At 65.0% G+C, this 23088-nt stretch carries 23 protein-coding genes; 11 read left to right on the top strand and 12 right to left on the bottom strand.

The window, feature by feature from the left end; genetic code table 11:
• Positions 1-9: 9 nt before the first annotated feature.
• Together tssB and AB4Y42_RS24510 are read right to left on the bottom strand one after the other, a co-directional pair.
• Positions 10-561 (bottom strand): type VI secretion system contractile sheath small subunit, encoded by a 552-nt coding sequence (gene tssB, locus AB4Y42_RS24515; protein ID WP_368695605.1) that lies wholly within the window; start codon positions 559-561, stop codon positions 10-12.
• Positions 562-621: 60 nt separating this feature from the next.
• Entirely contained in the window at positions 622-1308 is a 687-nt protein-coding gene (locus AB4Y42_RS24510) for a tetratricopeptide repeat protein (protein WP_368695604.1), read from the bottom strand.
• A gap of 354 nt (positions 1309-1662) precedes the next feature.
• On the opposite strand from AB4Y42_RS24510, the gene tssJ reads away from it, so the two are divergent.
• The 7 genes from tssJ to AB4Y42_RS24475 all read left to right on the top strand — a co-directional run bounded on the left by tssJ (position 1663) and on the right by AB4Y42_RS24475 (position 8430).
• Positions 1663-2277 carry a type VI secretion system lipoprotein TssJ gene (gene tssJ, locus AB4Y42_RS24505; RefSeq protein ID WP_368690740.1) on the top strand — a complete coding sequence of 205 codons (615 nt, stop codon included), beginning with the start codon at positions 1663-1665 and terminating at the stop codon, positions 2275-2277.
• A gap of 114 nt (positions 2278-2391) precedes the next feature.
• Positions 2392-3738 (top strand): type VI secretion system baseplate subunit TssK, encoded by a 1347-nt coding sequence (gene tssK, locus AB4Y42_RS24500; protein ID WP_368695603.1) that lies wholly within the window; start codon positions 2392-2394, stop codon positions 3736-3738.
• Positions 3735-4517, top strand: coding sequence for a type IVB secretion system protein IcmH/DotU (gene icmH / locus AB4Y42_RS24495; RefSeq protein WP_368695602.1), 783 nt, complete (start codon positions 3735-3737; stop codon positions 4515-4517). Before tssK ends, icmH begins: the two co-directional genes overlap by 4 nt.
• Before the next feature lie 243 nt (positions 4518-4760).
• On the top strand, positions 4761-5846 hold the full coding sequence (locus AB4Y42_RS24490) for an ABC transporter substrate-binding protein (RefSeq protein ID WP_368695601.1): 1086 nt from the start codon (positions 4761-4763) through the stop codon (positions 5844-5846).
• Positions 5843-6697, top strand: coding sequence for an ABC transporter ATP-binding protein (locus tag AB4Y42_RS24485; RefSeq protein WP_368695600.1), 855 nt, complete (start codon positions 5843-5845; stop codon positions 6695-6697). The genes AB4Y42_RS24490 and AB4Y42_RS24485 overlap by 4 nt, the downstream gene beginning before the upstream one ends.
• Positions 6678-7538: an ABC transporter permease gene (locus AB4Y42_RS24480; RefSeq protein WP_368695599.1), complete on the top strand. Its 861-nt coding sequence runs from the start codon at positions 6678-6680 to the stop codon at positions 7536-7538. Before AB4Y42_RS24485 ends, AB4Y42_RS24480 begins: the two co-directional genes overlap by 20 nt.
• Before the next feature lie 16 nt (positions 7539-7554).
• Positions 7555-8430 carry a transporter substrate-binding domain-containing protein gene (locus AB4Y42_RS24475; RefSeq protein WP_368695598.1) on the top strand — a complete coding sequence of 292 codons (876 nt, stop codon included), beginning with the start codon at positions 7555-7557 and terminating at the stop codon, positions 8428-8430.
• Between the two features lie 6 nt (positions 8431-8436).
• Here the strand turns inward: AB4Y42_RS24475 and AB4Y42_RS24470 are convergent, their stop codons facing one another.
• A complete protein-coding gene (locus AB4Y42_RS24470) occupies positions 8437-9333 on the bottom strand; it encodes a lysozyme inhibitor LprI family protein (protein ID WP_368695597.1) in 897 nt (298 codons plus the stop codon).
• A 41-nt stretch (positions 9334-9374) separates the two neighbouring features.
• Positions 9375-9887: a hypothetical protein gene (locus tag AB4Y42_RS24465; RefSeq protein ID WP_368690732.1), complete on the bottom strand. Its 513-nt coding sequence runs from the start codon at positions 9885-9887 to the stop codon at positions 9375-9377.
• 266 nt (positions 9888-10153) lie between these two features.
• Between AB4Y42_RS24465 and AB4Y42_RS24460 the strand changes: the two genes are divergently transcribed.
• Together AB4Y42_RS24460 and AB4Y42_RS24455 are read left to right on the top strand one after the other, a co-directional pair.
• Positions 10154-11752, top strand: a complete 1599-nt coding sequence (locus AB4Y42_RS24460; RefSeq protein ID WP_368695596.1) for an EAL domain-containing protein — start codon at positions 10154-10156, stop codon at positions 11750-11752.
• Positions 11753-11835: 83 nt separating this feature from the next.
• Positions 11836-12981 carry a DSD1 family PLP-dependent enzyme gene (locus AB4Y42_RS24455; protein ID WP_368695595.1) on the top strand — a complete coding sequence of 382 codons (1146 nt, stop codon included), beginning with the start codon at positions 11836-11838 and terminating at the stop codon, positions 12979-12981.
• Positions 12982-13023: 42 nt separating this feature from the next.
• On the opposite strand, the gene AB4Y42_RS24450 is transcribed toward AB4Y42_RS24455, so the two are convergent.
• Entirely contained in the window at positions 13024-14580 is a 1557-nt protein-coding gene (locus tag AB4Y42_RS24450) for a methyl-accepting chemotaxis protein (protein ID WP_368695594.1), read from the bottom strand.
• Positions 14581-14771: 191 nt separating this feature from the next.
• Positions 14772-17294 (bottom strand): penicillin acylase family protein, encoded by a 2523-nt coding sequence (locus tag AB4Y42_RS24445; RefSeq protein ID WP_368695593.1) that lies wholly within the window; start codon positions 17292-17294, stop codon positions 14772-14774.
• Positions 17295-17526: 232 nt separating this feature from the next.
• Between AB4Y42_RS24445 and AB4Y42_RS24440 the strand changes: the two genes are divergently transcribed.
• Positions 17527-17730, top strand: a complete 204-nt coding sequence (locus AB4Y42_RS24440) for a DUF3079 domain-containing protein (RefSeq protein ID WP_368690727.1) — start codon at positions 17527-17529, stop codon at positions 17728-17730.
• Positions 17731-17751: 21 nt separating this feature from the next.
• Here the strand turns inward: AB4Y42_RS24440 and AB4Y42_RS24435 are convergent, their stop codons facing one another.
• On the bottom strand, positions 17752-18531 hold the full coding sequence (locus AB4Y42_RS24435; RefSeq protein ID WP_368695592.1) for an SDR family NAD(P)-dependent oxidoreductase: 780 nt from the start codon (positions 18529-18531) through the stop codon (positions 17752-17754).
• A 154-nt stretch (positions 18532-18685) separates the two neighbouring features.
• Between AB4Y42_RS24435 and AB4Y42_RS24430 the strand changes: the two genes are divergently transcribed.
• A complete protein-coding gene (locus AB4Y42_RS24430) occupies positions 18686-19582 on the top strand; it encodes an AraC family transcriptional regulator (protein ID WP_368695591.1) in 897 nt (298 codons plus the stop codon).
• Positions 19583-19659: 77 nt separating this feature from the next.
• On the opposite strand, the gene AB4Y42_RS24425 is transcribed toward AB4Y42_RS24430, so the two are convergent.
• From AB4Y42_RS24425 to AB4Y42_RS24405, 5 genes are all read right to left on the bottom strand, one after another.
• The gene (locus tag AB4Y42_RS24425) at positions 19660-20439 is read right to left on the bottom strand and encodes an ABC transporter substrate-binding protein (protein WP_324153421.1); all 780 of its coding nucleotides are present in this window, start codon (positions 20437-20439) and stop codon (positions 19660-19662) included.
• A 183-nt stretch (positions 20440-20622) separates the two neighbouring features.
• Positions 20623-21261: a hypothetical protein gene (locus AB4Y42_RS24420; protein WP_368695590.1), complete on the bottom strand. Its 639-nt coding sequence runs from the start codon at positions 21259-21261 to the stop codon at positions 20623-20625.
• 151 nt (positions 21262-21412) lie between these two features.
• Positions 21413-21661, bottom strand: coding sequence for a hypothetical protein (locus AB4Y42_RS24415; RefSeq protein WP_368690723.1), 249 nt, complete (start codon positions 21659-21661; stop codon positions 21413-21415).
• A 157-nt stretch (positions 21662-21818) separates the two neighbouring features.
• Positions 21819-22592 (bottom strand): GGDEF domain-containing protein, encoded by a 774-nt coding sequence (locus AB4Y42_RS24410; protein WP_368695589.1) that lies wholly within the window; start codon positions 22590-22592, stop codon positions 21819-21821.
• Positions 22544-22948: a hypothetical protein gene (locus AB4Y42_RS24405; protein ID WP_368695588.1), complete on the bottom strand. Its 405-nt coding sequence runs from the start codon at positions 22946-22948 to the stop codon at positions 22544-22546. Before AB4Y42_RS24405 ends, AB4Y42_RS24410 begins: the two co-directional genes overlap by 49 nt.
• Positions 22949-23088 lie beyond the last annotated feature (140 nt).

Here is a 23088-nt window from a genome sequence, read left to right as displayed (position 1 = left end):
TCGCGCTTATTACTCGTTGCCTTCGCCGGATTCGTTGCGTTCGCCACGATCCACTTCGCCAGCGCCACCCGTGTTGCCCGCGAGCGCCTGCAATTGCTGCGTATTGGCCAGCACCTCGCTCAGCAGGTCTTCGAGCTTGTCGTTGCCGGCGAGCTTGTTGCGCAGGTCCGCGAGCTTCGAGCGCGCCTCGAGCAGACGGCGCAGCGGCTCGACCTGCGCGACGACTTCGTCAGGATTGAAGTCGGCCATCGAACGGAAGCGCAAGTCCACGGCGAACTTGCCGCCCGCCTCGCTCAAGCGGTTCTCGACCTGGAAGGCCGCGCGCGGCTCGATGCCCTTCATGACGTCGTCGAAATTGTCACGGTCGATATTGACGAACTTGCGGTCGCGCAGTCGCGGCTGTTCGACTTCCGACTGCCCCGCGAGATCGCCCATCACGCCGACTACGAACGGCAGCTCCTTCACCTCAATGGCGTCGCCGAGCTCGACCTCGTACGTCAACTGGACGCGCGGCGGCCGCACTTTCTGCAAGCGCTTCTGAATACTTTCTTTCTTGGCCATCGAGGGCTCCCCTGTTCGAGTCGTTCAAGACCTGTTGTCTGCAATTCACCGCCGGGCGGTTCAGCGCAGTGCGCTGAACGGATCGGACGCACCACCGCTTGCCGCCGCTTTAGCCGGCGCCGCTTTGGCGGGCGCGGGAGCCGCGGCCGCGGGGGCGGCGGGCGCAGCCGGTGCAGCCGGCGCGACGTCCGCCGTTTCAACGGGCTTCGCCGCCGGCTTCTGCACGTGGCGCACGATGCGGCGCTTCTTGGGCGCGGGCTTTTCCGCCTGCTCGGGCGGGAACAGCGAATCCTCGCCGAGCGTGTCGCGCAACTGCTTCGCGAGCGCCTGGGCATCGGACTTCGCGTCGCCCTGCAGCGAGGCATCCTGGCGCAGTTCGCCGAGCGACTGCGTCGCGACCCGCAGGCCGGCCACGGCCAGCACGCTCTTCGCGGCGCGGTCGGTCTGGTCGCGCTGCAGCGCTTCCTGCGCCGCCACGATGGCCTGTCCATAGTGTTGCTGCTGGAACTGGATCTGTGCGATGCGCGACCACGGCTCTTCGCGCGTGGGATCCGCCGCGGCGAGTTTCTGGTAAAGCGCGATCGCGCGATCCTGATCGCCGCCCTTCGCCGCGGTATCGGCGTCGGCTAGCGCCTTGTTGAATGCGTCTGGCGATGCCGCGAGATTATGGTCCTGCGTAGCGCAGCCCGCGATTACCCCGCATGCCAGCACCACCCCGGAGAGCCTTGAAATGACCCGGTTTATCATTCTTTCACCAACGTGTAATTATTAATTCGATGGGAGGGAACTAGAGTTTTGCTTTAGCTCTAGCGCGCGGGTATAGTACAGCCCAAATTTTGATAATTCAACTTCTTAATGTAATGCGCCGACACTAAATAGCTTCTTTGACGCGGGGTTTACTGCCACAAGAAATTCACACAGGAAAGAATTTCTCACTCGTGCAATTGAAAACACGAGCGAGCCGGAAAAGTTTGCCGCCTCACATAATCGACCGCTTATCGGCTCCACGCGGGGTTAAATGCGCCTTTATGCGGATAGCATTATCCGGATCGCATATCACCACTTAACGGACCCCGGGCATTTGCGCCTGGCCAACAAATAATGAATGCGCGTCTTATTCGTTTCGCATCGATCCTCATGGTCACGGCGCAACTCGCCGGCTGCGCGGCGGCCGTGCCGGCGCTCGGCAGTGCGGCGTCGGCGGCCTTGCAGCTCGCGGGCATCGGCAAGCCCGACGTGCCGGACAGCCAGAAACCCCCGCGCGACCTCGGCATCACGCTACTGGCGGCGCAAAACCTCAACGCGGCGACCGACCACAAGCCGCTTGCGCTCGTCGTGCGGCTCTATGTACTGAAGGACCCGACCTCATTCCAGCAGGCGTCGTTCGATACGTTCACCGACCCGGCAAAGGAAAAGAGTGCGCTGGGCGCCGACCTGCTCGGCGTGCGTGAAGTGACACTCATTCCCGGCCAGCGATATAACGCCACCGAAAAGGTTTCGCGCGAGGCGCAGGCATTCGGCATCGTCGCGCTATTCCGCGATCCGGCCATGCAGCGTTGGAAGTTCGCCTTCGATCCTGCGAAATCCGAGAAATCCGGCATAATGGTCGGCCTGCATAACTGCGCAATGACCGTCACGAGCGGCACGGTGATCTCGCCGGACCAGGGATTACCGCCGCAGCAGCTGAATATGCTTTCGTCGGTGACTTGCGGGTGAATAAAGGACAAAGCACCGGGCAGAGTAACGAGCACGCGGGATATTTAACAATTTCAGTCCGCCGATCGCCGGCGCGAGCGGCACGGGCCGAATCACGCATAAAGCCGATTTAACATGAGTTATTCCTCGAAAGTGCTTTGGGGAGAAGGCCTGTTCCTGAGGCCTCAGCACTTCCAGCGGCAGGACGCCTACCACGAAGCGCGCCTCTTCGAATCGATCCAGGCCATTGCGCCGTACAACTGGGGCGTGCGCACCGCGCGGCTCGACCAAGACGCGCTGGGCAGCAACATGCTGCGCATGAGCGAGCTCGCGCTCGTGTTTCCGGACGGCACGCTCTACAGCGCGCCGCAGGCCGACGACCTGCCGCCGCCCGTGGCGCTCGACACGCTGCCAGAGGGCATCAACGAATTCACGTTCTACCTGGCGCTGCACCAGATGCGCGAAACCGGCACGAACTACGCGCCGGATCGCAACAACGGCTTCGTCACGCGCTACGTGAGCGAGCAGGCGAGCGTCGCCGATCACTACACGGACGCGGCGCAGGCCGACGTGACGTTCCTGAAAACGAACGTGAAGCTGATCGCGCACAGCGAGCCGCGCGACCAGTTGCTCTCGGTGCCCGTCGCGCGCGTGCGGCGCACCGCGACGTCGGGATTCGAGGTCGACGAAAGCTTCGTGCCGCCGAGTCTCGCCATCGAAGCGTCGCCGCTCCTGCACCAGCGGCTGCGCCGCCTCATCGACGCGCTGCAGGCCAAGGTCAATGCGCTCTATGGCTTTCATCGCGAGCCGACCAAGAACATCATCGAGTTCCGTTCGGGCGACATCGCCTCGTTCTGGCTGCTGCATACGGCGAGCGGCGCGTTCGCCACGCTCGCGCATCTCTATCAGCATGCGGCGCTTCACCCCGAGCGGCTCTTCCACGAGCTGCTGCGCCTCGCGGGCCAGCTCATGACGTTCTCCAAGGGCTACGCGCTGGCCGACCTGCCCACGTACCGCCACGACGATCCCGGCCCCGGCTTTGCGCGCCTCGATACGATTCTGCGCGACCTGCTCGAAACAGTGATCTCCACGCAATACTTCGCCATTGCGCTCGAAGAAGTGCGCCCGTCGTTCCATATCGGCCGGCTCGATTCGGGCAAGATCGACGACAAGACTACGTTCTATCTCGCCGTTTCGGCGGACATGCCCGCCGTCGATCTCGTCGAGGCGGTGCCGGCGCGCTTCAAGGTCGGCGCGCCCGACGACGTCGACAAGCTCGTGCTCTCGGCCATGCCGGGCGTGCGGCTCGTCTACACGCCCCAGGTGCCGCCCGCCATTCCCGTGCGGCCCGGCGCGTGCTATTTCGCATTCGAGGCGCGCAGTGCGCTCTATGAGCGCATGATTCAGTCGCAGTCGGCCATGGTCTACGCGCCTTCGGGCATCAACGATCTCAAACTCGAACTCATCGCGGTGACGTCATGAGCAATGCCCCTTCCCTTTTCGGCGACGCGGCGCCGCCCGTGTATCACCCCGCGCCTGCCGCGGAGCCCGCTTACCAGGTGCGCTCGCTGCTCGATCTGCTCTACGACGGCTTCTTCATGCTGTTCCTGTTGAAGAACGGCCGCGAGCCGGGCGACGCCAGCGAATTCGGCGCGCGCGTGCAGCAGTTCCTGGGCGACTTCGAGCGCGGCGCGAAGAAGCTGAACGTCGCGGCCGAAGACGTGTACGCGGCCAAATTCGCGTTCTGCGCCGCCCTCGACGAGTCGGTGCTGGCGTCGTCGTTCCGCATTCGCGCCGAGTGGGAACGCCGCCCCTTGCAGCTCGCGCTGTTCGGCGAGCAGCTTGCGGGCGAAAAGTTCTTCCAGTATCTCGAGGAAGGCCGCGCGCAGGGCGCACCGCGGCTGCAGTCGCTCGAGGTCTTCCATATGTGCCTGCTGCTCGGCTTCCAGGGCAAGTACATTCTCGAAGGGCCGGAAAAGCTCGCCTATCTCACGGCGCGCCTGGGCGACGAGATCGCGCATATCAAGGGCAAGCGCGCGGCCTTCGCGCCGCATTGGCCGCTGCCCGATCAGGTTGCGCACCGCCTCAAGCGCGAGGTGCCGCTGTGGTCGATCGGCGCGGTGTTCGCGCTGGTGGCTCTGCTCGCGTGGCTCGGCCTCAGCACCTGGCTGCGCGACAACACGGTGCACATGCTCGCGCCGTATACGCAACTCATCAAGCTCGGGCCGCAATCGGCGAATCTGACGATCTCGTTGCCTTGAGCGTATGAAAGGGGCGTGGCGTGCAGCCCGCCCCTTTTCGCACTCGATCAACACGAAAAGCCGGACCAAAGCAGCAGCAGCGGATATTTCGAAGCTACCGCAGAAGTAGCGGGATTGACGCATTGTCGATACGAACAACTAAGCAAATCATAATTCGTTGGTTTGCCTGAAATCGTTGCAGATCGACAATCATCGAGCATCGTCAATTCACATACCTACCTGCTCGTTGCCGAGTCTCCGCTCATGAAGGCGTCCCCCCCGAAATTCCGTCGGCGCTCCGCCGGAACCGTTCTGCTTGCCGCGTGCGCCGCTGCGGCCCTGATACTCCAAAGTGGTTGCAAACCGCAAGGGGAGCAGGCGCAAGACGCGTCTGTCACGACCCAACACGCGTCGGCGCAGCAGGCAATCACCTACTTCAAGTACCCCGACAATCCCGCGTTCGACCTGGTCTATCTCGCCGACAAGCTCGGCTATTTCGACAACACGAGCACGCGGCCCAGATATGTCGGCAAGATTTCGGCGCCGCAGATCATTCCGCTCGTGGGTACCGGCGATATCGATTTCGGCACGCGCATGGTCCCGCTCGTCATCTCCGCGATTGCCAGCGGCGCCGATATCAAGGTCATCTCGGCAGGCGGCGAAACGCTGCCCGACGCGCCGCACATGAAGTATTTCGTGCGCAAGGACTCGGGCATTCTCGGGCCGAAGGACTTCGAGGGCAAAACCGTGGCGTTCAACAGCTTCGGCGCGTGCGCGGAGTTCGTCACCAAAAAGTATCTGGCGCAGCACGGCGTGGATGTCTCGAAGGTGAACTGGCTCGTCGTGCCCGACAACCAGTCCGAGCAGGCGCTCGTCACGAAGAACGTGGACGTCGCGATCATTCATCCGCCCTTTTCCGGCTCGGCCGAAGCCGATCCGCAACTGCGCAAACTGTGGAGCGACTGGGACGAAGATCACGGCCTTGGCGGCATGGCGCCCTATAGCGTGAACGGCGCGTTCGCCCGCGCCCACCCGCAGGCGGTGCGCGACTTCGTCACGGCCATCGCGAAGGCGGGCAACTGGGTCAATGCGCATCCCGACGAAGCGCGCAAGCTGACGGCCGAGCGACTCGGCATCGACGTTCGGCTCGTGGAGCGCTATGCCTACGTGAAGGACCTCGTGGTCACGGAGCCGCCCATCCAGTACTACATCGATATCCTCGAGCAGGCCGGCAAGATTCCGAAAGGCAAAGTCAACGTCAAGGATGTCTACACGAACGACTTCAATGAGTTCGCGAAGCACGAGGCCCAGGCCAGCGCCGCGACCTTGCCGAACGGAACACGCTCGTGAACACGGAAGCTGCACTACGCGAGAAGATCGTCGCACGCGATCTCTCGCTCACCTATGGCAACGTCCAAACGGACACGCACCATACGGTCCTCAAGCGCTTCGATCTCGCCGTGCGCGAGGGCGAATTCATGGCGCTTCTGGGCCCGAGCGGCTGCGGCAAGTCGACTTTCCTCAACGTGCTCGCCGGCCTCACGCCGCCAACCTCGGGCGATATCCTCGTGGACGGCGCCCCTGTGAGCGCCGTGCGGCAAAAGCTCGGCTTCGTGTTTCAGGGCTACGCGCTCTTTCCGTGGCGCACGGTGCGCAAGAACGTGGAAGCGGGACTCGAAATTCGCGGCATGAAGCGCGCCGCGCGGCGCAGCGAGGCCGAGCGCTTTTTGCGCCTCGTGGGCCTGCTGGAGTTCGCGGATCACTATCCGCATCAGCTTTCCGGCGGCATGCGCCAGCGCGTGGCCATCGCGCGCGCGCTCGCTTATGGCCCCGAGATTCTGCTGATGGACGAGCCGTTCGGCGCGCTCGACGCGCAGACGCGCGAATTGCTTCAACAGGAACTGCTCGCAATCTGGGAGCAGAGCGCCACGACCGTCGTATTCGTCACGCACAGCATCGACGAGGCGATCTTTCTCTCCGATCGCATCGCCGTTCTCGGGCGTGGCCCCGGCCGTGTGAAAGAGATCATCGACGTCGATCTGCCGCGCCCGCGCGACGCCGCGCTGCGTCACTCGCCGGCGTTCGTCGCGCTGCGGCAGCGCACGTGGGCGAGCCTCAGCACGGAACTAGACACGCGGCTCGACGCACAGCCGCAAACCCATGCATTGACGGGAGCCGATCATGTCCGATTCGATGTCTGACTCGATGTCCAACCCAGGCGCGGTCCGCGAAACCTCGCGCAGCCTGCGGCGCGTGCGTGCCGCTTCCTCTTTCGCGCACCTTTACGTAGGCGTGGAGCGCTCCATCGCGCTCGTCGCCTTCCTGCTGTTGTGGGAGTTGGTGCCCCGGCTCGGCGTGGTCAACGCGGCTTACCTGAGCCCGCCTTCACAGGTCGCCCTCGCCATCGCGCGGCTCTTCGAAAACGGCGACGCGTGGACCCATATCGGTGCGAGCGCCGTGCGCTCCGTTAGCGGCCTGCTGCTCGCCGTGGCGGGCGGCATCGTCTGCGGCTTCGTGCTGGGATGGTTCCGGCGCGTCGAGCGCATCGTCGATCCCGTCTTTCAGTTGCTGCGGCAGGTGTCGGCCTTCGCGCTCTTTCCGGTGTTCATGCTGTTTCTCGGCATCGGCGAGTCGTCGAAGATCGCCATTGTCGTGTGGGCCGCGTTCTGGCCGGTGCTGCTCAATACCATCGCGGGCGTGAAGCAGGTCGAGCGCGTGCTGATCGACTGCGCGCGCTCGATGGGCGCCTCGCAGCGCTTCATCGCGACGAAGGTCGTGCTGCCGGCTGCCCTGCCGCAGATCCTCACGGGCGTGCGTCTGGCGGGCGCGTACAGCATTACGGCGCTGGTGGCGGCGGAAATGATCGGGGCGCGTTCGGGGCTCGGCTTCTATACGCTCAATTCGCAGGAGACGTTTCAGATTCCCGACATGTACGCGGGCATCGTACTACTCGCCATCTTTGGATTACTGATCAATCAAAGTCTGTCGATACTCGAGCGGCAATTGCTGCGCTGGCGCGTCGGGCTCGCGCAGAATGGCTAGGAACGCTCGACTCGAAGTGTCGCCAGTTCCGCGGCGCTGGCCGTGGCCGGCCACCGCGCGAACGGCCACGCTCGCATCGCTTGCATTACTCGCCCTGCTCGCGTGGGCGCTGAACGACGACTTGCCACGCGCCCTTCCCGAGAGCGACCGGCCTTTCGCTGCTGCAGCAGCGCGCGGCGTTCTGATCGTGGCGGTGCCGCCGCGCCCCGCGCCCACGCTTTACGTCGGCAAAGTCGACCGCACGCTGCGCGCGCCCGATCCGTTCGCGGCGGCGCTCGCTTCGGACCTTGCTCGCCGCGCAGGGCTGCCTGTGCAGTTCCTGCTGGCCGAACCGGCCGCCGCGCGCGCCGCCCTGCAGTCGGGCAAAGCCGATGCCGCCATCGCTGGCCTGGGCTTCTCGCCCGACGCGCGGGTTGCGTTCGCACCGGCTTCGTATTCGAGCGGCCGTGGCATGGCGCTCGTGCTGGGCCATGGCGACGCGCGGACATGGCGCGACCTGCGCGGTCGCGCGATTTGCGCATCGCGAGGCAACCCTTATGCACAGCGCGCAGCGCGCGAATACCACGCGAGCGTGCACGGTTTCGACCGGCCGCTCGATGCCCTGCTGGCGTTCCAGGCAGGCGATTGCGCCGCGCTGGTCGACGACGAGTTCGTGATCGAGGCGCTGCTCAAGCAGGCGGACTGGTCCTACTATCGCCCGCTACGCGGAACGATCGCGGCGCAGGCCGCGTTCATCGCCACGCGCGCGGGCGACACGGCAAGCACCGTCTTCGTCGGCGACACGGTGATGGCGTGGCGACGCAGCCGGTGGCTGGCGACCGTGCGCAAAGATCAGGCGATCAGCCTCGCGTTCGACATGTTCAATGCGGAAAACGACCTGTATTGCCACTAGTTGCCACTAACCACGTCGCTTCAGTTCTGCCACGCGCAGCTGATAGCTTTTCAACAGGCACGCCTTGTCGCCGCACGCATTGCGTGAGTTTCGAAGCCATGCCCGTTGCTCCGCCCTTAGCCGGTCTTTGTTGGTCGATACCTTCAGCTTCTGGTTAAAGAGTTCGGCCATGGTCTTATCGATGCTGGCGAGTTCCGAATCTCCGCAAACCAGCTGTGCCTGAGCGGAGATGAGTTCGCTGCAATTGAAGCTTTGCGCCAGCGCCGCTTTCGTTGCGGGCTGCGCTTCCAGCAGCCCTGGCCTGCAAAGCCCGTGAAGCAAGGTGCACGCGACACTGCGCCCGACCCACGCCATGTCCGACGCGCCATATTGCTCGACGAAGCGGTTGATGCCGGCGTGGCTCACGCCCCGTTGCATGGCGTTCGCCGCGATGATTTCGTTGCAGAGCGAATCCTCGGCATAGCTGCTGCCGGCGCGCCGATAACAACTGTGAAAGCCAAGCTGTCCCGTGCCCATGACACTTCTGCGCTCCCCAGAGGCGAACAGGATCGAGGCGCATGCGGACGCGCACCTCGCATTATCCGCAACGATCGTATAGACCCTGACCCGGTCCATGGCGTCTACCACGCGAAACGCTGCTTCGACATTTCCGCCAGGGCTATCCAGGACCAGGGGAACGAGTCCTTCGCGATCACGGCCGGCGAGTCTGGCGGCCGCCAGAAACTTTTCGGCATCGCCACTCTGAATCTTTCCCTTCCCGATCACCATGTTCAGTTTTAGATCGGGCTGGTAGTAGATCTTGAACTCCATGGCCCGCAAGACGCCCGGCGGCGCGAGCAGCGCAGCCAATAGCCACGCACGCGCGAGGCGGTGCGGGGTCGTCGAATGCCGCGCGTTACGCATACGCGCCTCCGTGAGGCGCAAGCCTCTGAACGGAACCTGGTCTAGAACCCGCGCCTCAGGTTCCGGTCGCGTAATGGATCGGGCGTCTTCTGCGTGAGCCGCAAGATGCCCTGATCATCGAAGTAGAAATGAAACATCATGTAATCGACGTTGTTCTCGATGTAGCGATAGGACCAGACTTCCCGCTGCATGCGCGAAAAGTAGGCCGTTTCCGCGGGCCGGCCGAAATTGATCAGGACGTCGTTACGTGTCCACTCGTTGACCTTCGCGCGATAGAACTCGCTCGCCTGCATGACCTGACGCACGCTCACGACCTTGCCGCTCGCGTCGATGTCGGCAACGGTGTTCGTCGACCCCATTGGCTGGGTCGGCCACATGAGACGTTTGCCGCCTTCCGGCAGGTTATAGGTTTCGCGCGGCGGCCCGAGACGCGCGATCAACGCGGACTGGTCGGCGCCGGGCTCGACGCTTTGCCACGGCTGGGCGCAGCCGGCCACGAGCGCCACCACGGCGGCAAGCCACGCTTGCTTCACGAACCTGGACAGAGTCCCCATTCTCGCTCCCCTGAGCAACGAACCTGGCGAGCAACACGTGCAGATCATGCCGGCCGCGCGGGCCGCGGACAATCGGACCATGGTCCTACCGGCAAGGCAGCCGTGGCGGCGCGCGAGCAAGCGCTGCCAACGCGCATGCCCGTTGAAAACGAAGCGCCAAAGAGTATGCTTTGCTCTGATATTCGGGCTCCCGGGCCTCTGAGGCGCCCCACCTGTGCGTCCAGTCTGTGGTTCGTTGCCTAACGTTCCATCCTCCGGGGTGCGAAATGATCAAGCGCATCACGCTGATTTCGGCTTCGGTCGCACTCGGGTGCCTCGCCACCCTCGTCCCCGTTTTCACGAGTCTTTACGTCGCGGACATGGACGTCCAGCGGCGCGATCGCGCCGAGCTCAGGGAGTTCGCCGACAAGGCGGTCATGCGCACGGACCTCGTGACGTACCAGGCCTTCGCCGCGCTTTCCGACCTGGACCGGGAAGCGGGCACACCCTGTTCGCCGTCCAGCCTCGAACGGGCCGCGCGCGTCATCTACAACTACCGCTATGTTCAGGATGCCGGCGCCTACGCCGAGGGGCACTATCTCTGCTCTCCGCTGCTTGGCGACGCGCGCGGCAAGGATCTTACGCTCCCGCCGCCCGACTATCGCAGCAACGACGGCTACCTGGTGTGGTTCGAGCAGAAGAGCCCGCTAAGCGATGTCCGCAAGGACATCCAGATTGGCCGCAATGGCCACTACGTCTCCATCGACCCGGGCTCCTATGTCGATCTCATCGATCCGGCGAGGCGCCCGATCGCCGTGATCCAGATTACGACAGGCAGGCTCCTCGCAGTCTCGGCCGGCGCGGATCCGGACGACATGCTCGACGCGTGGAAACGCAACGGCAACGTGAAAAGCGATGACTGGAATTACGCTGTCGCCCGCTCGGCGACACGCCCGCTCGGCGTCGTGGTGAAGTCGCCGCGCAGCAGCGTGGCGGGCGACTGGCCCAAGCTGCTCGCCGCGTGGCTGACCATCGGCGTGTTCTCGGGCGCCGCGCTCGGCTGGCTCGCCTACAAGCGCGTTTCGCGGCAGCTCTCGTTCCCTTCGACGCTGCAATGGGCCATCACCCGGCGCAAGATCGAGGTGGTTTTCCAGCCCATCGTGCGGCTCGAGGACAACCAGTGTGCAGGCGTCGAAGCGCTGGTGCGGTGGACACTGAACGGCCGCGCCATCTCGCCCGAGGTCTTCGTGCGCGTGGCCGAAGACAATCATCTCATTCAGCCCCTGACCGATCTCGTGCTCGAAAAGACCATCGCGCAGCTTGGGAAACTGCTCACGGCGAACCCGGCTTTATATGTCTCGATCAACGTGGGCGCCGAGGATCTGCAAAGTTTGCGCTTCCTGAACCTGCTGACCGCCTCGCTCGAAGGCACCGGCATCGCGCCCGCGCAAATCCGCATCGAGGCGACGGAGCGCAGCTTCATGAACGCCGAAGCCACGCGCGGTGTCATCGCAGCGTTCCGGGCCGCGGGCCATCCCATCTATATCGACGACTTTGGGACCGGCTACTCGAGCCTGGCGTATCTGCAGTCCTTCGAGATCGATGTGCTGAAGATCGACAAGTCGTTCGTCGATACGATTGTCCAGGATACCGCTTCGAGCGTGGTCGCGCCGCACATCATTTCGATGGCGCATGAGTTGGGTCTGGCAATCGTCGCCGAGGGTGTGGAGACGGGCGCACAGGTGACGTGGCTGCGCAGCAAGGGCGTGCAGTATGGCCAGGGCTGGTACTACTCGAAAGCGATGTCCGCCGCCGATCTCGCGAAATGGCTGGGCAAGCAGCGTGCGCCGCGCGAGGCGAACAGCATGCCGGCGAATCTCAGTTGATAAAAACACGGCGAGCCGCTGAGGCCGGCCACGCCGTGTGCAATACTGGCGCAACCTTGTTGCGCGTCCTGAACGGAGCCTCGATGACTCTCACCCCTCCTGCCCCCGCCCTCGTCGGCGACCCGCTTGCCTTGGTCGGCACCCCTTCGCTCCTGATCGATCTCGACGCATTCGAAGCGAACCTGCGCGACACGGCGGCGTTCGTCGCCGGCCACGGTGTTGCCCTGCGGCCTCACGCCAAGGCTCACAAGAGCAGCGCCATCGCCCTGCGGCAGCTCGAAGCCGGCGCGGTGGGCATCTGTTGCCAGAAGCTGAGCGAAGCGTATCCGTTTGCCGCTGCCGGCGTGCGTGACATCCACGTCACCAATGAGTTTGTCGGCAGGGACAAGCTCTTGATGGCCACCGAACTCGCCTCGCACGTCCGTCTGAGCGTTTGCGTGGACGCACTGCCACAAGTGCGCGCGCTTGGCGAAGCCGCGGCGTCCGCGGGCGTCACGATCGACGTGTTGCCGGAGATCGATGTCGGTCAGAACCGTTGCGGGGTGACAACCCATGACGCCCTGCTCGAACTCGTCGATGCGATCTCCGCGCATCCGGGCCTGCGCTTCGCGGGTTTGCAGGCCTACCACGGCGGTGCGCAGCACATTGCCGACTGGGCGGCAAGAAAGAACACGGCCGGCCGCGCCGCCGAGCGCGCCGCAACCTTCGTCCGCGCACTCGAGGCGCGCGGCGTGCGATGCGCGCGCGTGACCGGCGGCGGCACCGGCACGTTTGAATTCGACGTCGCCAGCGGCGTTTACACCGAAGTGCAGCCGGGCTCCTACGCGATCATGGACGGCGAGTATGGCGGCATTGCGTGGCATGGCGCCATACGGCCGCGCAACAGCCTGTTCGTGCTATCCGCGATCATGAGCGCAACCCGCCCCGGCATGGTGGTATGCGATGTTGGCCTCAAGGGGCTGGCCGTCGATGCCGGACTGCCGCGAACTGTGACGTGGGCGGGGTCCGAAGGTCCGCCGCTCGCCTACATCGCGGCCAATGACGAGCACGGCAAGCTGGAGACAGTCGGTGCGCCGGAAACCGATACGACCGAACTCCTGGGGCAGCGCGTTCTCGTGACACCGGGGCACTGCGACCCGACCGTGAATCTCTATGATCAGTACGTCTGCTTCCGGGGCGAGCGCGTGGAAGCGATCTGGCCGATCGACGCACGCGGTCTCTCCCGATGACGCCCTGATGCCGCAGCCATCGCTACGGCATCGGCTTTAACGTCAAGCGCCAGCGAACCTGAAAACCGACACCGCCTGCTGCAACTGCGCCGCCTGATCGGCCATCGAGTTTGCCGCGGCAGCCGCCTGCTCGACCAAGGCCGCGTTTTGCTGCGTGACCTGGTCCATTTGCGCGACCGCGCGATTGACCTGCTCGATGCCGGTGCTCTGCTCGCCCGAGGCGGCGACGATCTCGCCCATGATGTCCGTGACGCGCTGCACGGCCGCCGTCACCTCGACCATCGTCGAGCCCGCGCGCTGCGCCAGCGTGGCGCCATTGGCAACGCCCGCCGTCGAGGCTTCGATCAGCTCCTTGATCTCCCGCGCCGAAGCCGCGCTGCGCTGCGCGAGCGCGCGCACCTCGCCCGCCACGACTGCGAAGCCACGCCCCTGCTCGCCGGCGCGCGCCGACTCGACGGCGGCGTTGAGCGCAAGGATGTTGGTCTGGAAGGCGATCTTCTCGATGGTCGCGATGATGTCGGTCATGCGCTTCGCGTCCTGCGCGACCTCGCCCATCGTCCTCGCCACGTCGCTCACCAGTTCGCTGCCGCGCGCCGCGACTTCGGACGCACCACGGGCGAGCCCGCCCACCTGTCGCGCGTTCTCGGCATTCTGCCGCACGGTCGAGGTCAGTTGCTCCATGCTCGTTGCGGTCTCGCCGAGCGACGCCGCCTGCTCTTCGGTGCGCTGCGAGAGGTCCGTGTTGCCTTGCGAGATCTCGCGTGCGGCGAGCAGGATGGAACCGCTCGAGTCGTGAATGTTGGCGACGATGCCAGTGAGTTGCGTACGCATCTCGCCCAGCGCGTACAGCAGGCTGCCCGTATCGCCGCGACGTGTTGCTACGGATACCGAAAGATCGCCGGCCGCGATACGGCCTGCGATTTCCATGGCGCGAGCCGGTTCGCACCCCAGCTGGCGCGCAAGCCGTTGCGAAATCAGCCAGGCCAGCAACGCGCCGGTCGCGACCGTCCCAAGCAGAATCGCCATGATGAGGGTGCGCATGTGCTGGAATTGCGCCGTGGCTTGGGTCTGCGCGCTCTTCGCCTCGCGTTGCAGCGAATCGATCAGCGCGGCCACGCTGTCGCCTGACGCAACGCTCGCCGCAATGGCACGGCGTACGAGTTCGGCATTGTCCACGCCTGCGGGCACGGGCGCTGAACCGATCTGCTGATGCACGATCGCCTCCCATGCCGAGGTTTTCCCGAGCACGTCGTCGTAAAGCGCGCGGTCGCTGGCCGAGACGCCTGCAGCGGCATAGCGATCCAGCGATTCGTGCATGCGTTTGAGTTGCGCGACGATGTCTTCCTTCAGACGATGGCGTCCCGCTTCGTCGGCGAAGCCCAGATTTGCGGCGTCCAGGTCGGTGCTCAGCTTGCTGCGGGCCGCTTCCTCCAGCCAGAACTGGCCGCTCATGTGGCGGTTGCAGATTTCATCGGCGATGTCATGCATCGATGCCAGCGACGCAACGCCAGCCACACCGACGGCCACCGCAAATACGATCACAACGGCGAATGCTGTCAGCAGCTTTTTGAACACCGTCATGCGATCGAGCCACTTCATGGCTGTCCCCTTATCCGTTTCCGTTTTATGTGGCTCACGGCAAGAGAAAGCCTCGACGCGAGCGCGCCAAGCTTGACGCATTCCCCCCCACCAGGGGTAGGCGTGCAACGGATATAGGGAGAATCAGCCAGCGCTTCTAGCGGTGTCGGCGGAGTTCTGCTAACCGGCCGCGCGCGCCAACCCGAGCACCCTCAGTTTGCGGCCTGCTGCGCGCCGGCCGGCACGAGCTTCAGCGTATGCACCGCTGTGCCCGGCAGGAACGGCGCCGCGTCGCCATGCACCCACGTTTCGTGCCCCGCGAGGAAATACGGCGACATGGGATTGCCCGACTGCCCGCCCGGCATCTCGAAGATGCCGTCCTGCTCGCGCCCCGGCGACACCGCGAAACGCTCGGAGGCGCCGAACGCCGGCGTCTGCACGCGCGGCATGTTGATGTCACCCGGCAGCAGGTCGTGCGGCGCGCTGAGCCAGCCGCGAACCCACGGCACCCACGCCGGCACCATGCGCGCGAACGGATGCGCAATGACCGAGTGGTTGCGCTCGCCCCAGCGCGCCGCTTCGAGCGTGGTGCCCTTGGGCAACCGGGCGATCGCATGATCGATGCGGTCCAGCATGAACGCGCGCCAGTCCGCGAAGCCGCCCGGTATCCACGCGCGATGGTCGGCCAGCGTCTCCATCGTCGCTTCGTAACGCGAGTTCGCCGCGCGATAGCTGAGGTCCGGCGCAATTGCAGCCATCTGCTTGTCCAGTACACCGAACCATGCTTCGTAGAGCGAGTCGTAGAACCCGCGTACCAGCCGGTAGCCGACTGCATTGACATCGGCGCGGCCATCCCACGCCTGAACGAGGCGCTGGAACTCGGCGCGTTGGGGATGGCCATCGAGCGCGCGCGCATCGAGCGCGTCTAGCGCCACGCGTCGCCAGTACGCGATCCAGAACGCGTGGTCGTCGGTCTGTACCGCGAGCATGTCGCGCTCGCTCGCGCGCGGCAGCGCGAGCAGGTCGTTGCGAATCTGCGTGGCGCGCGCGCCGAGATCGGTGCCGGCGTCGCCGATTCGCGCCACATCTTCCATCGGCAAAGTGCGGTTGTTCGCGGTCCAGATGCGGCCGGCCGGCGGATCGATGCGCACTGGATACGCATCGGGCGTCCGATACCCTTGCCAGCCGGCGTACGTTCCGGAGGGGAATGGCAAGCTCGCGAGCGCTGCCGCCTGAGCGTCCACTTCAGCGTCCGCATCGGCATCCGCGAAGCGCGGCAGCGGGCCGGCAAGCGTCCAGCCGATATGGCCTTGCGCGTCGGCCACCATGAAGTTCTGCGTCGGCAGGCCGAAAGTCTGCGCGGCGCGCAACGCGTCGGCAACGTTCGTGATGCCTTCGAGCCGCATGAAGTTCATGTTGGTCGCCTGCGGATCCTGCGCGACCCAATGCAATGCATACGCGCGCTCGCCGGCCACGATCTGCGGCCCCCAGCGCGTTTGCACGACCGGCAGATCGACGCTCGCGCCGCCGTTCACGTCGAGCCGCTCGTGGATCACCTGCGCACGCGCCCATCCACCGTTCGGGACACGGTAGCGCAGTGGGTCGGCCGGATCACGTTGAAGTTCGACCAGATCGACGAAGCGCCCATAGCTGTTCGTGAAGCCCCACGCGATATGGCCGTTGCTGCCGGCCACGACGAACGGCGTACCCGGCAAGCTGACGCCCGTGATGCGCCGCTCGCCGCCCCCCGGCGCGGGATAGACGAGCGAGATCCGGTACCAGATGTTCGGCAGCGACAGGCCGAGGTGCATGTCGCTCGCGAGCAGCGCGCCGCCGTGTGCGCTGTGCGGGCCGTCGACCGCGAAACCGTTGCTGCCGACCATCGAATCGACCGCGCTCCCGGCGCCCGCAAAAGCGTTCACAAAACCAGGCAGGCCGGCGAGCAGCGCGGTGGCCTCCGGTTCGGCATCGACGGCGGACTGCGTTGACGGGAGCCATGACGGCGGCGCGGCGGGCAGTGCCGCCGGCGGCTGCGCCAACGCGCGCAGCCCGTCGAGTGGGGCGTCCCAGTGGCTCGTCTCAGGCAGCAGGAACGCAAGCAGATCGGCCGGCACGCGCTCGCGCAACGCCGCGCGCGAGAGCACGCGCCTCACCTGGTCATACTGCAGATCGAAGTACATCGCGTAGACGGCGAGCACGGTGTCTTCGGGACGCCACGACGCCGGTTGCGCGCGCAACAGCCAGTATTCGAACGGCCGCGCGCGAAGCGAGCGCAGGCCGTCGTTGACGCCCGCCGTATAGCGCTCGATCAGCTCCCGCTGGTCGGCGGAGAGTGCGGCGAGCGCCGCCTGCGCGTGTTCGCGAAAGCGCAAGGGCCGGTCGCGGCGGTCCAGCGGCAGCGCCGCCGGGCCGATGAGCGCCGCCATCTCGCCGGCGGCGACCCGGCGCAGCAAGTCCATCTGGAAGAAGCGGTCCTGCGCGTGAAGGAAGCCGCTCGCATACGCAACGTCGCCACGCGTGCCGCCCTGCACCGTCGGCACGCCGAGCGCGTCGCGCCCGATCGTCACCGCTGCGGAGAGCGGCGCGGCACGCGTGCCGTCCAACTGCGGCAAGCTGCCGCGCAACGTCAGCCAGCCCGCCAGCACCATGGCGGCCAGAATGATGATGACGGCACACAACAGCATCAGCGGCCACGCACGGCGCCGCTTTGACGGGAAAGGACTCGAACGGGTCATGGAGAAGCACGCGGGTCGTTGTGTTCAGCGCTTCCGGGCGCGGCGACCGGATCGGCCGGACGCCGTACGACCATAGCATGACCCTGTGGCAATAACACGCAGGCAGAGCGCCGCGACCTTTCCCCCTTCACCGCGCTTCCTGGGCGCGACACTCTGCCATCTGCCACCGTGCCGCGGAAAGAACACAATCTCAATATTGCGTTCTGCCCGAGACCGCACAGGGGCGACATCCATGGCAAAGAAGTTTCCGATTCACCCGCTGCACCCCGAGCGCCTGTGCTGGGGCTGCGACCACTACTGCCCGGCCAACGACATGCGATGCGGCAACGGCCAGAGCCGCACGCAGCATCCGGCCGAACTGCTCGGCGACGACTGGCTCGAACAGGGCGACTGGGGGATCGAAGCCGACGCCTCCGGCAAAAGCGTCACGCCCTAACGCGCGCAATCAACCGCGCAATCAGATATGAATGCCGCCGGCCACCTCGATGCGCTGCGCGTTCACCCAGCCGAAGTCATCCGACAGTAGACGCGCAATGACGGGCCCCACGTCAGTCGGTAATCCCACGCGGCCCAGCGCGGTATGTTCCGCCACCGCCTTGTTGACCTCCGGATTGTCACGCACGATGCCGCCGCTGAAGTCGGTCGCAATGGCGCCCGGCGCCACGACGTTGACCGCGATCCGGCGCGGCGCGAGTTCGAGTGCCATGTAGCGCGTGAGCGCTTCCACGGCCGCCTTCATCGGGCCATAAATCGCGCGACCCGGATACGCGAAGCGTGCAAGGCCCGAGGAAATGTTCACGATCCGGCCGCCGTCATGAATGAGCGGCAGCAGCTTTTGCGTCAGCAGAAACGGCCCCTTGAAATGCACCGCGAATTGCGCGTCGAGTTCCGCTTCGGTGCCGGCTGCGAGCGTGGCGGTCGAAGAGATGCCGGCGTTGTTCACCAGATAATCGAAGCCCGTTGCATTGAGCTTCCCAAGCGCTTCTCGCAGGCGCGCGACGAAGCCGTCGAACGTGCCTGAATCCGCGATGTTCAACTGCAGGGCGATCGCCCGGCCGCCCGCTTGCGCGACCTCGGCACAGACCTTCTCTGCCTCGGCGTGATTGGTGTTGTAAGTGAAAACCGAGTGGACGCCGCGGCTTGCCAGCCGCAGCACCGTGTCGCGGCCGATGCCGCGGCTGCCTCCGGTGACGACCGCGATTTTCGGGCCCGACTGACTGCCGTTGTGCGTTGCCATTTGGCACCTCTCGCTGTGTTGGGTAGCGTCGATTCTGCGCCTGACGCCACCGGCGAGTGAATACCCGAACCTGCCGGATTCTTGCCTAATCCTGCTTCGCTGACTAAGATGGGTCGGCGCGCACCTTCCTTCGCGCGACCCTGATCGAGCCGCCATGACGAACGAACTGGCCGCCGCCATGCTGCGCTACACGCAAACGCAGCCGGGCACGAGCCCATACAGCACCGCTGTCGACGGAATGCTCGTCCTGCGTTCCGACCACCCCGCGCCGCCCACCTTTCGCTCGGCGAGCCCGGCTTTGTGCATCGTCGCCCAGGGCGCCAAATGGGCCAGTTTTGGCGGGGTGCAACTGGAGTACCGGGCCGGTCAAGCACTCGTGGTCGGCGTGGAAACGCCGTCGCGGGGCCGCGTGTTCGAGGCGAGCCCGGACCAACCTTGCCTGGTTCTGATTCTCGAGCTGGACCTGGCCATATTGCGTGCGGTAGCAAAGGAGATGTCGCCTGCACCCGTGCCGGCGGCGGACGCAAGCCGCGGCGTGTTCGTCGCGAACTTCGACGGCCCCCTCGCCGATTGCGCGCTGCGCGCCGTGCGTCTGCTGGACACGCCGGACGCCATCGGCATGCTGTATCCCATGCTGATGCGCGAAATCTGCTACTGGTTGCTAAGCGGTCCGAATGGTTCGGAAATCGCGAGGCTGGCGTCGACCGAGAGCCCTTCTCACAGCCTGCTGCGGACGGTGGAAAAATTGCGTGCGCGGTTTGCGGAACCCGTACGGGTGGAAGACCTGGCGGCAGTCGCCCAGCTGAGTGCCTCGGCGTTCCACCGGCAGTTCAAGGCGCTGACAGGGCTGCCGCCCCTTCAGTACCAGAAGCAGTTGCGGCTGCTGGAAGCGCGCAGACTGCTGCTTTCGCAGTCGATGAGCGTACAGGCCGCCGCATTCGAGGTGGGATACGAGAGCGCCTCGCAGTTCAGCCGCGAATACACGCGGATGTTTGGGGCGCCACCGAAAAAAGATTCTTCTCAAGCGAAGACAATGCGCGAGGCCGCGTAGCCAGTTCCGGTGACACGCGGCGCGAGAGCGGTGCGTCCGCTCTCGCGCCGTGCACGTGTCACGCCGGACGCGTCACATCACTTGCCGTACACGTCGAAGTCGAAGTACTTCTTCTCGATCTTCTTGTACGTACCGTCCTTGATGATGCTGGCAATCGCGCCGTCGATCTTCGTCTTGAGCGCGGTGTCTTCCTTGCGCAGGCCGATGCCGGCGCCGTTGCCGAGCGTGGCCGGATCGTCCAGATCGCCGCCCGCAAAGCTGTAGCCCTGGCCGCGCGGCGTCTTCAGGAAGCCCACTTCGGCCTGCACGGCGTCTTGCAGCGCCGCGTCCACGCGGCCGGCCAGCAAGTCTTGATAGACCTGGTCCTGATTCTGGTAAGGCACGACCTCTACGCCAGCCGCTGCCCAATGCGCCTTTGCATAGGTCTCCTGAATCGTGCCCTGCTCCACGCCCACGCGCTTACCCTTGAGCGATTCCGCGGTCGGCATGATGCCCGAGCCCGTCTTGACGACGAGACGCGTCGGCGTGTTGAACAACTTGTCCGAGAACGCGATCTGCTCTCTGCGCGCCGGGGTCATCGACATCGACGACAGCACGCCGTCGAACTTGCGCGCCTTCAGCGCCGGAATCATGCCGTCGAAGTCGTTCTCGATCCAGACGCATTTGGCATTCAGACGGTGGCAGATCTCGTTGCCGAGATCGATGTCGAAGCCGACCAGTTTGCCGTCCGGGGCTTTCGATTCGAACGGCGGATAGCTTGCATCGACACCAAAACGAATGGTGTCCGCCGCAAAGGCACCGACGCTGGCCGTGGAGGCGATCAAGGCAATAGATACGGCTGCAAACAACTTTTTCATGGGATCCCCTCGGTTCTGGATATCAGGGTGGTCAAGACATGGACACCGCCCGCATGGTTGCGGCGCGGACATTCCCCCGCGGCGCCCGCCGCAAGCGTGATCGACGCTGCGGGGTACACCTGTGCCCGGTAAGGTAGCAGTCCAGAATACTCGCGTCGAGTCGTCAAAAACAGGCGGAAACACCTATGGCAGGGAAGACCCTAAAGGGAGTTGCAGGTCCCGGTTGATAGCGGCAGTTGAGGGCTTACCGGAATGTCCAGTTGCTCTTGCCGGCGCGCGCCGGTTCGGCAGTTCCGTCATGTCGTCGATCAAGGCGCGTTGTGCGAGATGCTCGTTGGCGAGCGTGAGTTGTTCGATGAGCCGCTCGCGCTCGATATGCTCCGAGATCAGTTTCGCGAAGACATTCAGCGCGCCGCGCGCCCGCGCGTTGACTTCGAGACTCTCGCGGCTGATGCCGCATAGCGTGCCGATGACGGCGCCGCCTTCCGCGCAGACCGGCGCGCTCGCGTAGGTGCAAATGCCGAGGTCCGAGGCCGCCCGCGAATCGCCCCAAATATCCTTGACGTTGCTGACCACGCGCCGCCCGCTTTCCAGACTGCGCTTGCAGAGGGTGTCGAACCACTGAACCTGCAGGCCCTCCATGATCTGCACGTCGCCCTCGTTGCGCGAATAGAGGGCGGTCTGCACCTCACGACGGAAGTCCACCGATGTCAGGTAGGTCGACTCAAGTCCGGTCAATATTCCAAGCATTTCGAGAAGCGGCCGCACGAGTCCTTCCAGATTCTGCGCCGCGACAACCTTCTGGGAAAGCCGCTCAAGCAATTCATCCATATTGGCGATTCACCGTAAAGCAATTGAAACCCTGTTGTGGCAACGGCCTGCCAGCCGGGGTTTTGTGCCAATGACAGTAGCAGGTTTTCTATGACGAATCCAAGCGGCTTTATCCCTGATAACGGGCGAGCGTAGTGCCGCTTTAAAAGCGCGTCGCCGGACGAACGGCGCGGCGAAGATCGCGGCGCACTGCGCGAAGCCGCCAGACGCGGCGGCGCGAGCGGGCCGCACGCATGCCCGCACTGTCACGCAATCGGGACAGACCGCTTTCCCGTTCGATGGCGGCGTCGTCTAGCGCGCAGCACGGGAAGTCGATCAGAGCGGAGAAGTCGGATTCTCGCCCAACGGGAACGAAGACTCGGGCGAGTTCGGAGAAGAGGCGCTTGAACATGGGCAGTTATCCGGCATGAACACCGTTGCGGACGCCATTGCCCGGGTAATGATTGGCCTGCCCGGTACGACGCGCCGGGTCGCACGAAGCCGGCGTCGCTGCCGGTTTTCGTCAGCGCGAATTTTCCCTGGAATAAATTTGCCGGGCAAGCATTTCTTTAACGCGATTCGGCGAGGTAGCGGGCTTCGCCTTCCTCGGCATCCGATGTCATGACGACGCGATTGCGCCCCGCCGCCTTCGCGACATAGAGCGCAGCGTCGGCGCGCACCATCGCGCTCTCCAGCGTATCGCCCGGCACGAACCTGCCGACGCCCGCGCTGAGGGTGCAGCGCACCCCTTCGGCGGACGATCGTTCGACAGCGAGCCGCAGCGTATTCGTCAACGTCGCTGCATCGTGCTTTTGCGCGTAGGCAAAGAGGATCGCGAACTCTTCGCCGCCCAACCGCCCGAACAGATCGCATGACCTCAATTGCGCGGAGACGACCGAGGCGACGTGCGCCAGGATGCGATCGCCGACCGCATGGCCGAAGCCGTCGTTGACGGCCTTGAAGTTGTCGATGTCGAGAATCGCGATCGACAACGGATCGCCCTTCTCCCGCGCCTGCGCGAGCAGGACCTGCGCCCTGGCGATGAACGCGCGGCGCGTGAGCGCGCCCGTCAGTTCGTCGATCGTCGCGAGCTTTTCCATGCGCCCAAGGATCCGGTCGTGAGCGAGCATCACCATGCCGATCGACATGCAGGGCAACGTGACGATCGCAAGGCCGAGCAGCGCCACGTTCCAGGGCGACGGCTGCACGAACGTAAGCGACGGCACGGCCCCGGAGACGATCGCGGCGATGCGCGCGACATACACGAGCGCACCGACCCCGGCGGCCACGGCGATCAGCCGGCATGCGTAGCGCGTACCCTCGCGCGAGGCGTGCCGCAGCACCAGCGTACCGATCGCGAGCCGCCATAGATGAGGCCCAGCGAGACGAGCACGCCTCGCGCGCCGACACTGGGCGACACCCACATGAAATAGACCAGCGCAGCGCAGATCATGACCAGCGCCGCCGATTCCGTGTGCCACACGGCGCGCATGCCGAAGAACTGGCGCGTGCCCTGCACGAGCAGCACGACCGCGCCCAGGGTCGCGACCGACGTCGCGACGATCGTGATCGCGCCAGCACCCGGGCCGGCGAGCACGATCCAGGTGGAGGCCGTGGCCACCAGCGCATAGCCCAGACACCAGCGGCCCACGCCCGGCACGGCGGTTCGGATCAGCGAGCCCAGGATGGCGACGCTCATCAGGCAAGATACGATCAAGATCCCGAATAGAGCGAAGGCGCTGAGCATGAGAACGGGCCGGGCAACGAAAGGAGAGAGTCAAGACGCGTGAGGCGGCACTCGACCGGTGAAAGCAGATTGAAAAGAATTTCGGCCGCGTG

This window comes from Paraburkholderia sp. EG286B (genome assembly GCF_040965655.1).
Taxonomy (GTDB): Bacteria; Pseudomonadota; Gammaproteobacteria; order Burkholderiales; family Burkholderiaceae; genus Paraburkholderia.
Note: the sequence above shows the minus strand (reverse complement) of the source record. Positions and strands in the feature narration are given on the sequence as shown.